The sequence below is a fragment of the Amycolatopsis eburnea genome (assembly GCF_003937945.1).
GTDB lineage: Bacteria > Actinomycetota > Actinomycetes > Mycobacteriales > Pseudonocardiaceae > Amycolatopsis > Amycolatopsis eburnea.
This window is the reverse complement of the sequence record NZ_RSEC01000032.1, coordinates 215,388-228,762: the sequence shown is the minus strand read 5'-3', so window position 1 is coordinate 228,762 and position 13,375 is coordinate 215,388. Positions and strand designations below refer to the sequence as shown.

Sequence of the window (13,375 nt, the reverse complement as noted above, 5' to 3'; positions counted from 1 at the left end):
TCTACTGAGGGTGTTGTGGGACCTCCGTAGGCTGGGGGCGGATTGCCCCGTCCGGGGCGCGAGGAAAGGCGGGGTTATGCGGGTCCTGGTCACCGGTGGTGCGGGCTTCATCGGGTCGCACTACGTCCGGCAGGTGCTCACCGGCGCCTACCCGGCGCTGCGTGACGCCGAGGTGGTGGTGCTGGACAAGCTCACCTACGCCGGCAACGAGGCCAACCTGGCCCCGGTCGCCGCCGACCCGCGGCTGCGCTTCGTCCGCGGCGACATCTGCGACACCGCGCTGGTCACCGACGTCATGCGGGGCGTGGACCTGGTCGTGCACTTCGCCGCGGAGTCCCATGTGGACCGCTCGATCCTCGGCTCCGCCGACTTCGTGCTGACGAACGTGCTCGGCACCCAGAACCTGCTGCAGGCGGCCGTCGAGGCGGGCGTCGGCAAGTTCGTGCACGTGTCCACCGACGAGGTGTACGGCTCGATCGCGGAAGGCTCGTGGACCGAAGACCACGTGCTGGAGCCGAATTCGCCGTACTCGGCGTCGAAGGCGTCGTCCGACCTGGTGGCGCGGTCGTTCTTCCGCACGCACGGGCTGCCGGTCTGCGTCACGCGGTGTTCCAACAACTACGGTCCGTACCAGTTCCCGGAGAAGGTCATCCCCCTGTTCGTCACCAACCTGCTGGACGGGCGGAAGGTGCCGCTCTACGGCGACGGGCTGAACGTCCGTGACTGGCTGCACGTGGACGACCACTGCCAGGGCATCCAGCTGGTCGCCGAGGGCGGGCGGCCCGGCGAGATCTACAACATCGGCGGCGGCACCGAGCTGACCAACCGCGAGCTGACGGAGCGGCTGCTGGCCGCGGTGGGCGCCGGCTGGGACAGCGTCGAACCAGTCGAAGACCGCAAGGGCCACGACCGCCGGTACTCGGTGGACATCACGAAGATCAACCGGGAGCTGGGGTACGCTCCGCGCGTGTCCTTCGAGGACGGTCTGGCCGCGACAGTGGCCTGGTACACGGACAATCGCGCGTGGTGGGAGCCCCTGGCGGAGCGGGCCGCGCTGAAGAAGTGAGGACTTTCCTGTGCGGCTGACGGTGCTCGTGCCCGGTGGTTCCGGGCAGCTCGGCCGGGATCTCGCCGCGCTGGCGTCCCCTGCGGTGGACGTCGTGGCGCCGGGGTCCGCGGACCTCGACGTGACGGCGACGGGCCAGGTCCTCGCGGCGGTCGGCGCCTTGGCCGACCGCGCGCGGGAAACGGGTTCGGCGCCGGTGGTCGTCAACGCGGCGGCGTACACGGCGGTCGACGCGGCGGAGAAGGACGAAGAACGCGCTTTCGCGGTGAACGCGGACGGGCCGCGGGTGCTGGCGGCGGCGTGCGCGGCCCGGCGCGTGCCGCTTATCCACGTGTCGACGGACTACGTGTTCTCGGGCGACGCTTCGGCGCCGTACGAGCCTTCCGACGAGCTGGGCCCGCGTTCGGCGTACGGCCGCACGAAGGCGGCGGGCGAGGACGCGGTGCTCGGGTCCGGGGCGGCGTCGTGGGTGGTCCGGACCGGGTGGCTGTACGGGAAGTCCGGGTCGAACTTCGTGAAGACCATGGCATCGCTGGAAGCTTCGCGGGACACGCTGTCCGTTGTGGACGATCAGGTGGGCGGTCCCACGTGGACGGCCGACCTGGCGGCGGGGTTGCTGGAGCTGGCTTCCCGGGTGGCGGGCGGGGACGGGCCGGAAGCGCGGATCCTGCACTGCACGAACGCCGGTTCGACGAGCTGGTGCGGCTTCGCCCGCGCGGTTTTCACGCGGCTGGGCGCGGATCCCGCGCGGGTCCACCCGTGCACGACGGAGGAGTTCCCGCGCCCGGCCGCGCGACCGGCGTACTCGGTGCTGTCACCGGCTTCGTGGAAAGCGGCGTGGCTGACGCCGATGCGGCCGTGGGAAGAGGCGCTGGACGCCTACTTCGCGGCCGCCAAGTAGGCGAGCGCGAGTTCGGTCGTCTCGGCGGCCCACGTGGTCCAGTCCAGGCCGTCGGGCCAGTAGCGGCAGGTGGCGGCGCGGTGCACGCAGGCGCCGATGACGGTCCGGGCGGTCATCCGGACGGCCTGGCTGTCGCCCGCGGCTTCGACGAAGGCGCGTTGGATCGCTGCCAGGGCTTGGAGTCCGCGCTCGCGGCCGTCCGCGCGCTGGCCGTCGAGCAGCTCGGGGAAGATCCGGTCGTGGGTGGCGAAGGTGTCCGCCAGGGCCCGTGTGAAGGCGGCGACGACGTCGTGCGGTCCTGACCCGGCGAGTGCTTCGGCGACGTTCGTTTCCAGCCGGGTGAGCAGCTGGTCCTTCACGGCGTAGAGGAGCTGGTCCTTGCCGGTGAAGCGGCGGTAGATCGCGCCCACCGACAAGCCCGCCTGCTCGGCGACCGCGCCGAGGGTGAAGTCCTCGTGCCCGTGGTGGGCCAGCACGTGTTCGGCAGCGGCCAGGACCTTCTCCAGGGACGCCCGGCTGCGCGCCTGCTGGGGCGGTTGACTTGCGCTCGCCTTCGAGACGTGGAGGGGTGGCAGCAGTGGTGAGCATCGAGGTGCGGAACGCCTACGTCGACTTCCCGATCTTCGACGCCAAGACCCGGTCGCTGAAGAAACGGGTGCTCGGCAAGGTCGGCGGGAAGATCGGCACCGGCGCGAAGACGCCGATCATCGAAGCACTGCAGGACATCACGCTGTCCCCTCGACGACGGGGACCGCGTCGGGCAACGGCACCGGCAAGTCCCCCTCTTGCGGCTGCCCGCCGGCAGCTACGAGCCGACGCGCGGGCACACCCGCGTCGCCGGGCGGATCGCGCCGGTCTTCGACCTCGGCGTCGGCCTCGACCCCGAGGTCTCCGGCCGCGAGAACATCCGGATCCGGGGCCTGTTGCTCGGCATGAGCCGTGCGCAGCTGGGGAAGCGGGTCGACGACATCGCGGAGTTCAGCGAACCGCGCGTGCGGCTCGCGCTCGGCGTCGTCACCACCATCGACCCCGAGATCCTCATCCTCGACGAAGGTCTCGGCGCGATCGACGCGGCCTTCCTCGCCAAGGCCCGCGAGCGCCTGGTCGACCTCGCCCGCCGCTCCGGGATCCTCGTGTTCGCTTCGCACTCGGACGAACTGCTCGGGGAACTGTGCACCGACGCCGTGTGGATGGACGAAGGCCGGATCCGTGCGAGCGGCGGACTTCGCGAAGTGCTTTCCGTCTACAAAGGTCAGTGACGGCCGGAGGCCAGGCGGTACGCGCCCACCGTCAGTTCCGCGCACGTGCGCCACGTGAAGTTGGCCGCGTGCGTGCGTCGGGCCGCCGACGTCGCCACCGCGTGCGGGTCGGTCACCGCCGTCCGCAATGCGTCAGCCAGGCTGTCCACGTCGCCGTACGGCACCAGGCTCGCGCAGTCGCCCGCGACCTCGCGCAGGGCCGGGATGTCCGTGCAGACCACCGGGACGTCCGAGGCCATCGCCTCCAGCACCGGCAGGCCGAAACCCTCGTCGCGGGACGGCAGCACCACCGCCGACGCGCCCGCGACCACCGTGCGCAGGTCCACATCGGACAGATAGCCCGTCTGGGTGCGCCGGGGGCCGTGCGGGAACGGGCCGGGGCCGGCGAACACCAGGTCCGGGAGGTCCGGGGCCGCGTCGTGGGCGCGGGTCAGCCAGTCCAGGCCCTTGCGCGGGCCGGCGGCGCCCGCGAACAGCAGGTAGCGCGCGGGCAGGCCGAGGCGGGCGCGGCGCTCGTCGTCCGGGGGACGCGCGGTGAACCACGCCGGGTTCACGCCCAGCGGGGTCACCACGATCTTCTCGCGGGAGACGTCGAGGCGTTCGGCCACCGCGTCCGCGACCGCCGCCGTCGGGGTGCAGATCACGTTCGCCCGGCGGGCGCCGCGGCGGACCAGTTCCGGGAGGTCGCGGTCGCTCGGCGCCAGCTCCGCCGGATTGTCCAAAAAGGCCAGATCGTGGATGGTCACCACGCCCGCCGCCCGGAACCGGCCCGGCAGCACGAAGTTCGTGCCGTGCACGACGTCGGTCGGGCCGGCGAACAGCTCCACCGGCGGGAAGTCCGAACGCAGCCACGCCATCCGCAGCAGCCGCGCCGCCACCGGCATCCCGCGGGCGCGGGCGCCGTAGGGGAGCACGTGCCGCAGGCGCCGCCAGCCGCGCAGGGTGAACGCCACCGCACGCGTGTCCACCTCGGGGATCGAGATCAGTTCTTCGCTCAGCGCGGCCGTGTACCGGCCGATCCCGGTGCGGGCGCCGAGGAGCGGGGTGCCGTCGAGGAGGACGCGGAGTGACCTAGCCACGGCGCAACCGCTGCTTCGCGACCTTCAGCACCCGGCCGCCCGCGCGCCGGGCCAGCTCGCCGGCACCGCCCGCGGCCAGGTATTCGCGGACGAGTTCGACGTCCCGGCGCAGCAGCGCCCGCCCGCGCACCGCCGGCGTCTTCACCAGGTCGGCCGACCCGGGCAGCCGGTCGGCCGCCGGGCGCGGGTCGCGGCAGAACTCCACCAGCGGCTTGAGCGCTTCCGGCCAGGCGAACCGCTGCGCGACGACGGCGATCCGCTCGACGCAGGCCGCGGCGAACTCCTCGTCGTACAACGCCTTTTCGAGCGCGTCCGCCAGCGCGGAAGCGTCTTCGGCCGGGACGACGACGCCGAGCTTCTCCGCCCGCACCAGGTCGGCGAAGGCGTCGCCGTCGGTGGTGACGATCGGCAGCCCGGCCCACAGGTAGTCCAGGACACGGGTGCGGAACGCGAACGTGGTCTCGACGTGCTCGTAGTGCGTCGTCACGCCGCAGTTCGCGTCGAGCAGCCAGTTCTGGCGCTCGTGGTAGGGCACCCACTGCTCGTTGAAGTAGACGTGCTTGCCGGTCAGCCCCAGCGAATCCGCGAGCCGGATCGTCCGGGTGCCGATGTCCATCTCGGCGACCTCGGGGTTCGGGTGCTTCATCCCGAGGAACACCAGCCGGACGTCGCCGCGGCGGCGGCGCAGCTCGTCGATCGCGCGGACCAGGGTCAGCGGGTCGAACCAGCTGTACACCCCGCCCGCCCACAGCACGACGTGGTCGGTGCCGCCGATGCCCAGCGACGAGCGCAGGCCCGGCCCGGTGCGCACCGGCGGTTCCGGCGACAGTCCGAAGGGGACGACCGCGAGCAGCGACTGCGTTGTCGGGTCCGCGTCGTAGAGCCGCGGCGAAAGCCGGCCCAGCGCGGCGAGGTGCCCGAGCCAGAAGTGCCGCTGCCGCTCGGACGCGCAGAGGAAGAAGTCGCCGCGCTCGAGCTGCGCGTCGAGGACGCGGGTGACGCCCGCGAGGTCGGCCGCGCGCTGGTCGTCCGCGACGCCCTTGCCCTGCTCCAGCAGTTCGAGGTGCATCGGGTCGTAGAGGTCGGCGACGACGATCTTGCCGCGGTGCTGCTTCTTCAGCGTCGGCGCGAGTTCGAGCACGTGCCCCTGCAGGACGACGACGTCGGCCCAGCCGATCGGTGCGTCCAGCTCGCGGTGCTTGCCGGCGCTGACGCGGAACGGCGCGGGCGGCGGCGTGGCGAGCGGGTTCGTCGTGACGAGGTGGACGTCGTGCTCCGCGGCCAGCGCCAGCGCGATGTTCCAGGCGCGGATCGCCGGGCCCGCCATCCGCTCGGTGAGCGCGTCGCCGGTGATCACGAGGATCTTGCGCCGCTGCCCGAACGCCTTTTCGATGCCGAACGCCTCGACGAGGATGTCGTGCGCGGCGAGGTAGCGCGGCAGCGGGTAGGCGGGCTCCAACGCCTTGCGCAGCAACGGAAGCAGGTCGGCGTCGGTGCGGACGCGGGCGGCCTGCTCGGCCTTCCGCGATTCGGCGAGCGACGGCAGCTGCTCGACGAACTGGTCGATGGCCAGCAGCCCGGCCAGGGTCGTGCGCGGGACGGCGACGTCACCGGATTCGATCGGGCCGACGCCCTGTTCGAGGTCGAGCTGGGTCGCGTCCAGCTCGCCGCGGGCGGTCGCCCGGCGCACGGCGAGCGCGAGCGCCGCGGGCAGCGCGCGCGCCAAGGTCTCGTCGGAGAGGTTCTTGTAGAGCGCGGCGAGGGCGTTGCGCTCCAGGAGGAAGGTCTCGCGGCCGGTTTCCGGCGCGTCGACGGTGGACATCGTGCCGTGGTGGCGGTGGAACGTAAGCGACTCCGGGACGTACCGGACGCGCCAGCCGCGCAGGTTGAGCCGCCAGCCGAGGTCGACGTCCTCGTAGAACATGAAGAACCGCTCGTCGAAGCCGTCCAGTTCGGCGAACACCGAAGAGCGCACGAACATCGCCGAGCCGGTGCCGAACAGGACGTCCTTCGCGACTTCGTGCTCGGCGGCCGGGACGTCGGCCAGCGGCGAGCCGGCGTGGCGCTTGTAGCCCATGCCGAACCAGGTCAGGCCGCCGTCGACGAAGTCGGCGCCGGTGCCGTCCCAGTCGAGGACCTTGCTGGCCACGGCGGCGACGCGGGGCTGGGCGCGCAGTTCGGCGACGGCCGCGGCGACCCAGCCGGGCGCCGGGCGGGCGTCGTTGTTGAGGAAGCCGAGGACAGTGCCCTTCGCGTGCTTCGCGCCGAGGTTGCAGCCGCCCGCGAAGCCGGTGTTGCGCCCGGCCTCGACCACCTGCGCCTGGGGAACAGCCTCGCGGATCCGGGCTGCCTCACCCTCGCCGGAGGAGTTGTCGACGCAGATCAGCTCGAGCTCGGGGTAGTCGTGCTCGGCGAGCGCGCGCAGGCAGGTGATCGTGTCGTCGGCGCCGTGGTAGTTCACCACGATCACCGAGACGAGCGGTTGCGGTTCCCCCTGCGCCAAAGCCTGCTCCTTCGTCGGGTGGGCGCCAGCTTAAAGGCCCGCCCAAGCCTCCCAGACCGCGCCTCGGCCGAGCGCCGCACCGCGGCCGATCTTGCGCCGGGCGAGCAACGTCGCTGGTAGCCGCGCGGCCACCTCGGCCAGGACGCGGCAGCGCAGGCCGAACCGGAAGTTCGCCGCCGCCGGGCGGCCCCGCAGCGGCAGCACCGCTGTCAACACGGCGAACCTGACCAGCTGGTTCACCGCGACGCCGCGGGGCGCGCAGCGCAGCAGCATGAGCAGCCGGTTGCGCTCGTTCCAGCGGTGGAACAGCGGCGAGCCGGGCTTGCTGCTGACGCCGTGGGCGTGCCGGACCCGGGCATCCGGCGCCGCGACGACGTCCCAGCCCGCCAGCCGCAGCCGCCACGCCGTGTCGGTGTCCTCGTAGTAGCAGAAGAAGCCCGCCGGGACGCCGTGCACGCTCCTCAACGCGTCGGTGCGCAGGAGGGCCGCGCCGCCGCAGAAGGCGAACACCTCTTCGGCGGGCTCGGTGAGGTCGGCGCCGTGGCCGTCGGCGGTCAGCCGGACCCCGGCGGACTGGGTGGTGCCGTCGGGCCGCACGAGCAGCGACGTCGCCGCGGCGGCCAGCGGCGCTTTCCCGAGGGTGTCCTCCAGCGTCGCGAGCCAGCCGGGCGCCGGCTCGGCGTCGTCGTTCAGCCAGGCGATCAGCGGCGTGCTGACCTTCTTCAGCGCGACGGCGAGGGCGCCCGCGTACCCGGTGTTGCGCGGCAGGCGAATTACTTGCAGACGCGAAGGATGGGCTTCGAGCAGGGCGGCGGTGCCGTCGTCGGAGGCGTTGTCCACCACGAGCGTCCGATGTGGACGCGTCTGCGCGGCGAGCGCGTCGAGGCAGGCGGTGACGTGCCCGGCACCCCGCCAGGTCACGACGACCACCGTGGTGGCGGGATTCGCGGTCACGTCCCGCACAATAGCCGCGTGCCCAGATTGGTCGTGCTCGCCGAGCAGCTCCTCGCGCCCGTGCCCGGTGGCACCGGGCGCTACACGGCGGAGCTGCTCCCCGCGCTCGCCAAGACCGCGCCGCCGGGGTGGACGGTGTCCAGCGTCTGCGCGCGGCACGCCGACGTGACCGCGGCCCGGCTGGACGGCGTCGAGGGCCCGCGGGTGCTGCGGATCCCGCCGCGCGCGCTGGTCGCCGCGTGGCAGCTGGGCCTGCGCTGGTGGCCGGGCGGCGACGCGGTGCACGCGCCGACGCCGTTCGCGCCGCCGCGCGCGCCGGCCGGGAAGACGCTGAGCGTGACCGTGCACGACACCGTGCCGTGGACCCACCCCGAGACGCTGACCTCGCGCGGCGTCAGCTGGCACCGGTCGATGATCGCGCGGGCGGCGAAGCGGGCGTCCGGGCTGGTCGTGCCGACCCGCGCGGTCGCCGACGAGCTGGCGGTGCTGATCGACCTCGACGTCCCGGTGCGCGTGGTCCCGCACGGCGTGCGGGTGCCCACCGGGGAGGCGGACCTGGAGCTGCCCGCCCAGTACGTGCTGGCGGTCGGCACGATCGAGCCGCGCAAGGGCATCGACGTGCTGATCGACGCGGTCGCGGCGCTGGAGGGCACGATGCTCGTGCTGGCCGGCCAGCCGGGCTGGGGCGGCATCGACCCGGTCGAGCTGGCCCGCGAACGCGGCCTGCCCGCGGAGCGGCTGCGGGTGCTCGGGAAGGTGTCGGACGCCGAGCTGGCGACCGCGCTGCGGCACGCGAGCGTGCTGGCGGTGCCGAGCCTCGCCGAGGGCTTCGGGCTCGGCCTGCTGGAGGCGATGGCGGCCGGCGTCCCGGTGGTGCACACCGACGTCCCGGCCCTGGTCGAGGTGGCCGGCGGCGCGGGCGTGACGGTGCCGCGCGGCGACGCGACGGCCCTGGCGGCCGCCCTGCGGGAGGTGCTCGGGTCGCCGTCGCGCGCGGCCGAGCTGGTGCGCTCGGGACGCGACCGGGCGAAGACGTTCACCTGGCGCCGCGCCGCGGAAGCCGTCTGGGCCATCCACCGGCGCCCTCACGATTAGCCCGGTTTGCCAGTTCCCCACCAGCGCGGACGGTGGTCGCCGTACCCTGCAGGGGTGAGCGATGACCCCCGGGTGCTGATCGACGCGACCGCGGTGCCCGCGGACCGCGGCGGGGTGGGCCGGTACGTGGATTCGCTGGTCGCCGCCCTGGACGCGGACGGCGCGCGGCTCACGGTCGTCTGCCAGCCCCGCGACCTGCAGCTTTACGATCGGCTGGCACCGCACTCGCGCGTCGTCCCGGCTTCGCCGTCGACGACCACGCGGACGGCCCGGCTGACCTGGGAACAGGCGACCCTCCCGCGGCTGTCCCGCCGCCTCGGCGCGGACGTCGTCCATTCGCCGCACTACACGATGCCGCTGGCGACGTCGGCGGCTTCGGTGGTGACGCTGCACGACGCGACGTTCTTCACGGACGCGGTGCTGCACTCGTCGGTGAAGGCCCGCTTCTTCCGCGCGTGGACGGCGACGGCCCTGCGCCGGGCGACGCTGTGCGTGGTCCCGTCCGCGGCGACGGCGTCGGAGCTGGCCCGCGTCGCCCCGGTCCGGCACGCGTCTTTGGAAGTCATTCACCACGGAGTCGATACGGAGCGCTTCCACCCGCCATCCCCGGCGGAGATCGCTTCGGCACGGGCGGCGGTCGGCCTCGGGCGGACGCCGTACGTGGCGTTCCTGGGGGCGCTGGAGCCGCGGAAGAACGTGCCGGCGTTGATCCGGGGGTTCGCGCGGGCGGTGGCGGGTCAGCGCGAGGCACCGGCGTTGGTGCTGGCGGGGCAGCCGGGGTGGGACACGCAGGTGGAGCGGGCGCTGGACGCGGTGCCGCATCGCCTGCGGGTGATCCGCGCGGGGTACCTGCCGTTCGGGACGTTGGCGGGGTTCCTGGGGGGTTCGTCGCTGGTGGCTTACCCGTCGCTGGGGGAGGGGTTCGGGCTCCCGGTGCTGGAGGCGATGGCTTGCGGCGCGTGCGTACTGACCACCCGGCGGCTGTCGTTGCCCGAGGTGGGCGGGGACGCGGTGGCGTATTGCGGTGTCGGTGCGGGGGACGTGGCGGCGGCGATCAGCGAGCTGCTGGCGGATCCCGGGCGGCGGGCGGAGCTGGCTACGGCGGCGCAGCAGCGGGCGAAGGAGTTTTCCTGGGCCACGACGGCGGAGCGGCACCGGGAGGCGTACGGGAAGGCCTGGTCACGCCATCTGCGGAGCCGCTGACCCGCACCGGGCGGTGATCGGCGGTGGTACGCTGGATGTGCGAGGTCCCCGTGGGGCCGAGTATGAAAGCCCGTGACGCGTCCGGACGGTCGTCTCGCGGGCTTTTCGCTGTCCTCACACCTCGAAGCGGTTGGTGACCAGCGGATTCGCGCGGCGTCGCCAATCGCCGCCCGCGCCGGTGCACCAGGCGACCGCGTCGGAGATCCACAGCAGGGGTTCCGCGGTCGAGTCGACGTGTTCGTAGGTGAGTTCGGTCTTCGACGGCCGGGTGCCGAGGGCCTGCTGCAAGGTCTGGCGGTCGTGGGCGTCGCGGTGGTCGCGGCTGTCGAGGACGAGCCGGTGGGCTTGCAGCCCAAGCAGGTCTTGGGTGAGCAGCGCGAGGCACCGTTGCCGGGCCGCCTCTTCGGTCTTGGGTGCGCAGCTGCCGGAGTAGAGCCGGACCGTGACCGGCAGTGCCGCCATCCGATCGATGAGCATCCTCCGGCGGGGTTCCTTCTCCTTCTTGAAGTGCAGCTCGCGGGCACCACGCAGCAGCAGCGACTGCAAAGCGCGCCGGGTGAGGCTGAGATGAGCCGGTTCGACGATCGTCGCGCAGAGTAGATAGCTGCCGGCGCGTCCTGACTCGTCGACGAAGGCGTGCACCGTCATCGCGACATCATGACGTGCGAAGTTGCACGTGCCGCATTCGGGTGACTACTTCAAGTGACACCCGCCGACTTCTCTCAGCGTGCTTCTGACCCGGGGCGCCGGGACCGCGCAGCGTGACGAAGGGACAATGGCCCGGTGACTGAGCAGACCCGCTACGGCGACCAGATCGGCGTCGTCACCGTGACGTACTTCTCCGGCGAAACCCTCGAGCGGTTCCTCGACACCCTCGAGAAGGCCACCGACCGCGACGTGCAGGTCGTCGTCGCCGACACCGTCTCCACCGACGGCGCTCCCGAGAAGGCCGCGAAGCGCGCCAACGTGCACCTGCTCAGCATCGGCGAGAACGTCGGGTACGGGACCGGGTGCAACCGCGGGGTCGCCGAGCTGGACGACCGGTACGGGTGGATCGTCATCTCCAACCCCGACCTCGAATGGGAGCCGGGGTCCCTGGACACGCTGCTCGAAGCCGCCAAGCGGTGGCCGCGTGGGGGGTCCTTCGGGCCGCTCATCCACGAGCTCGACGGGACCACCTACCCCTCCGCCCGGCTGCTGCCCTCCTTCGGGCGCGGGATCGGGCACGCCGCGCTCGGGAAGGTCTGGCCGGGCAACCCCTGGACCAAGCAGTACCGGCAGGAGACCGGCACGCCGGTCGAGCGCACGGCCGAGTGGCTGTCCGGGTCGTGCCTGCTGCTGCGGCGGGAGGCGTTCGAGTCCGTCGGCGGGTTCGATTCGCGGTACTTCATGTACTTCGAGGACGTCGACCTCGGGGACCGGCTCGGCAAGGCCGGCTGGCTCAACGTCTACGTGCCCTCGGCCGGGGTCATGCACCTCGGCGGGCACTCGACGTCGCAGGCGTCCAAGAAGATGCTCGCCGCCCACCACGCGAGTGCCTACCAGTACCTCGCCGACCGGCACCCCGGACTGCTCTGGAAGCCCGTGCTGGCCGCGACGAAGCTCGGGCTCGCGCTGCGGCTGAAGCTCGAAACCCGCTAGATCCCGTCGAGCCGGCGCGAAAGGTCGGACTTGCCGTTGGTCTGCGTGACCGTCGGCACCAGGCCGGTGTCCTCCGGGTCGGGCTCCTTCAGCGGGCTCGTGATCGGCTCGGCCTGGGGACGGCGGGCCAGCGGCGTGGGCATCGGCGTCGTCGGCGTCGGCGTGCTCAACGGCGTCGTCGGCTGCGGGCGGCGGCCGCCCGGGACCTCCAGGCGGCGCGTCGGGGACGAGCCGGCCAGCGGGTGGTCGTTCTCCTCGATCAGCGACGCCGGCAGCTGCGTCGTCGTGTCGGGGTCCTGGCTCCGGTCGAGGCCGTCGATCGCCGCGCGCGGGATCTGCTGGGTGTTCGACGAGTCCATCGGTGACGTCGCGCTGTCGGGTGTCACCACGAACACACCGCGCGCCTGGGCTCGTGCGAGCAGGGCGTCCGCCCGATCGCGGGGGTCCATCCCCTCGGCCTCCCGACTGACCCGGGGGCCCTCTGGGGAGGGGCCCGCCTGTTTCCTGTCTAGGGTAGGCCCTCCGGGCGACCTCCGTCAGGGTTTCCCGCGGCTTGTCGCTCAGCGGTGCGTGATACAGGAGGAGATTTCCGTGACGTCCGAGGTCGAGGTCGACGCCGTCGTGCTGGTCGGGGGCAAGGGCACCCGGCTGCGCCCGCTCACCCTTTCGGCGCCGAAGCCGATGCTCCCGACAGCCGGGACGCCCTACCTGAGCCACCTGTTCTCCCGCATCCGCGAGGCCGGGATCCGGCACGTCGTGCTGGGGACGAGCTACCGGGCGGAGGTGTTCGAGGAGTACTTCGGCGACGGCAAGTCGATCGGCCTGGACCTCGAATACGTCGTCGAGGAGGAGCCGCTCGACACCGCGGGCGCCATCCGCAACGTCTACGACAAGCTGCGCGCCGAGCACGTGATCGTCTTCAACGGCGACATCATCTCCGGCTCGGACCTCGGCGAGCAGCTGCGCGTGCACCGCGAGTCCGAAGCCGACGTCACCCTGCACCTGCAGCGCGTCCCGGACCCGAGCCGGTTCGGCTCGGTGCCCACCGACGAAACCGGCCGGGTCCAGGCGTTCCTCGAGAAGACGCCGAACCCGCCGACCGACCAGATCAACGCCGGCTGCTACGTCTTCCGCCGCCCGGTGATCGAGGCCATCCCGACCGGCCGCCGCGTGTCGGTCGAGCGCGAGACGTTCCCGCAGCTGCTGGAGCAGGGCGCGCACATCCACGGCTTCATCGACGCGTCCTACTGGCTGGACGTCGGCACGCCGGAAGCGTTCGTCCGCGGCTCCGCGGACCTGGTGCGGGGCGTCGCGCCGACGTCGGCGCTGCCCGGCCGCCCCGGTGAGTTCCTGGTCCTCGACGGCGCTTCGGTGGCCGAGGACGCCCAGCTCTCCGGTGGTTCGACCATCGGCGGCGGCGCGGTCGTCGGCTCCGGCGCGAAGATCGACGGCTCGGTCCTGTTCGACGGCGCGGCCGTCTCCGAAGGCGCCGTCGTCGAGAACTCGGTGCTCGGGCACGGCGCGCGCGTCGGGGCCGGCGCGGTCCTGCGCGGCGTGGTCCTGGGCGACGGCGCGTCCGTCGGCGCCGGCTGCGAGCTGCTGGAAGGCGCCCGCGTCTGGCCGGACACCGTGCTGCCCGACGGCGCCATCCGCTTCTCGAGCGACGCGTAGCCG

12 protein-coding genes and 1 pseudogene are annotated in these 13,375 nt (G+C 72.8%); 7 read left to right on the top strand and 6 right to left on the bottom strand.

The window, feature by feature from the left end; genetic code table 11:
• Window positions 1-76 precede the first annotated feature (76 nt).
• Together rfbB and rfbD are read left to right on the top strand one after the other, a co-directional pair.
• A complete protein-coding gene (gene rfbB, locus EIY87_RS08735; RefSeq protein ID WP_125307151.1) occupies window positions 77-1,066 on the top strand; it encodes a dTDP-glucose 4,6-dehydratase in 990 nt (329 codons plus the stop codon).
• A gap of 10 nt (window positions 1,067-1,076) precedes the next feature.
• Window positions 1,077-1,967, top strand: coding sequence for a dTDP-4-dehydrorhamnose reductase (rfbD, locus tag EIY87_RS08730; protein WP_125307150.1), 891 nt, complete (start codon window positions 1,077-1,079; stop codon window positions 1,965-1,967).
• On the opposite strand, the gene EIY87_RS08725 is transcribed toward rfbD, so the two are convergent.
• Window positions 1,946-2,443 (bottom strand): TetR/AcrR family transcriptional regulator, encoded by a 498-nt coding sequence (locus tag EIY87_RS08725; RefSeq protein WP_263855606.1) that lies wholly within the window; start codon window positions 2,441-2,443, stop codon window positions 1,946-1,948. The genes rfbD and EIY87_RS08725 overlap by 22 nt on opposite strands.
• 101 nt (window positions 2,444-2,544) lie before the next feature.
• On the opposite strand from EIY87_RS08725, the pseudogene EIY87_RS08720 reads away from it, so the two are divergent.
• Window positions 2,545-3,226, top strand: a pseudogene (locus EIY87_RS08720) (ABC transporter ATP-binding protein).
• On the opposite strand, the gene EIY87_RS08715 reads toward EIY87_RS08720, so the two are convergent.
• From EIY87_RS08715 to EIY87_RS08705, 3 genes are read right to left on the bottom strand one after another with little or no spacing between them, the layout of a single operon-like run.
• On the bottom strand, window positions 3,220-4,305 hold the full coding sequence (locus tag EIY87_RS08715; protein WP_125307148.1) for a glycosyltransferase family 4 protein: 1,086 nt from the start codon (window positions 4,303-4,305) through the stop codon (window positions 3,220-3,222). The pseudogene EIY87_RS08720 and the gene EIY87_RS08715 overlap by 7 nt on opposite strands.
• Window positions 4,298-6,808, bottom strand: a complete 2,511-nt coding sequence (locus EIY87_RS08710; protein WP_125307147.1) for a glycosyltransferase — start codon at window positions 6,806-6,808, stop codon at window positions 4,298-4,300. The genes EIY87_RS08715 and EIY87_RS08710 overlap by 8 nt, the downstream gene beginning before the upstream one ends.
• 30 nt (window positions 6,809-6,838) lie before the next feature.
• Window positions 6,839-7,771: a glycosyltransferase family 2 protein gene (locus tag EIY87_RS08705; protein ID WP_191984016.1), complete on the bottom strand. Its 933-nt coding sequence runs from the start codon at window positions 7,769-7,771 to the stop codon at window positions 6,839-6,841.
• Between the two features lie 9 nt (window positions 7,772-7,780).
• Here EIY87_RS08705 and EIY87_RS08700 point away from each other — a divergent pair, with 9 nt between their 5' ends.
• Window positions 7,781-8,857: a glycosyltransferase family 4 protein gene (locus tag EIY87_RS08700; RefSeq protein WP_125307146.1), complete on the top strand. Its 1,077-nt coding sequence runs from the start codon at window positions 7,781-7,783 to the stop codon at window positions 8,855-8,857.
• 72 nt (window positions 8,858-8,929) lie between these two features.
• Complete coding sequence (locus tag EIY87_RS08695) at window positions 8,930-10,060, top strand: glycosyltransferase family 4 protein (protein WP_125307484.1); 1,131 nt, start codon at window positions 8,930-8,932, stop codon at window positions 10,058-10,060.
• A gap of 114 nt (window positions 10,061-10,174) precedes the next feature.
• Here EIY87_RS08695 and EIY87_RS08690 read toward each other — a convergent pair whose 3' ends face one another.
• A complete protein-coding gene (locus EIY87_RS08690; protein WP_125307145.1) occupies window positions 10,175-10,708 on the bottom strand; it encodes a DUF3800 domain-containing protein in 534 nt (177 codons plus the stop codon).
• Window positions 10,709-10,843: 135 nt separating this feature from the next.
• Between EIY87_RS08690 and EIY87_RS08685 the strand changes: the two genes are divergently transcribed.
• Complete coding sequence (locus EIY87_RS08685; RefSeq protein ID WP_125307144.1) at window positions 10,844-11,701, top strand: glycosyltransferase family 2 protein; 858 nt, start codon at window positions 10,844-10,846, stop codon at window positions 11,699-11,701.
• Here EIY87_RS08685 and EIY87_RS08680 read toward each other — a convergent pair.
• A complete protein-coding gene (locus EIY87_RS08680; protein ID WP_125307143.1) occupies window positions 11,698-12,150 on the bottom strand; it encodes a hypothetical protein in 453 nt (150 codons plus the stop codon). The genes EIY87_RS08685 and EIY87_RS08680 overlap by 4 nt on opposite strands.
• A 142-nt stretch (window positions 12,151-12,292) precedes the next feature.
• Between EIY87_RS08680 and EIY87_RS08675 the strand changes: the two genes are divergently transcribed.
• Window positions 12,293-13,372: a mannose-1-phosphate guanylyltransferase gene (locus EIY87_RS08675; RefSeq protein ID WP_125307142.1), complete on the top strand. Its 1,080-nt coding sequence runs from the start codon at window positions 12,293-12,295 to the stop codon at window positions 13,370-13,372.
• Window positions 13,373-13,375: the final 3 nt, after the last annotated feature.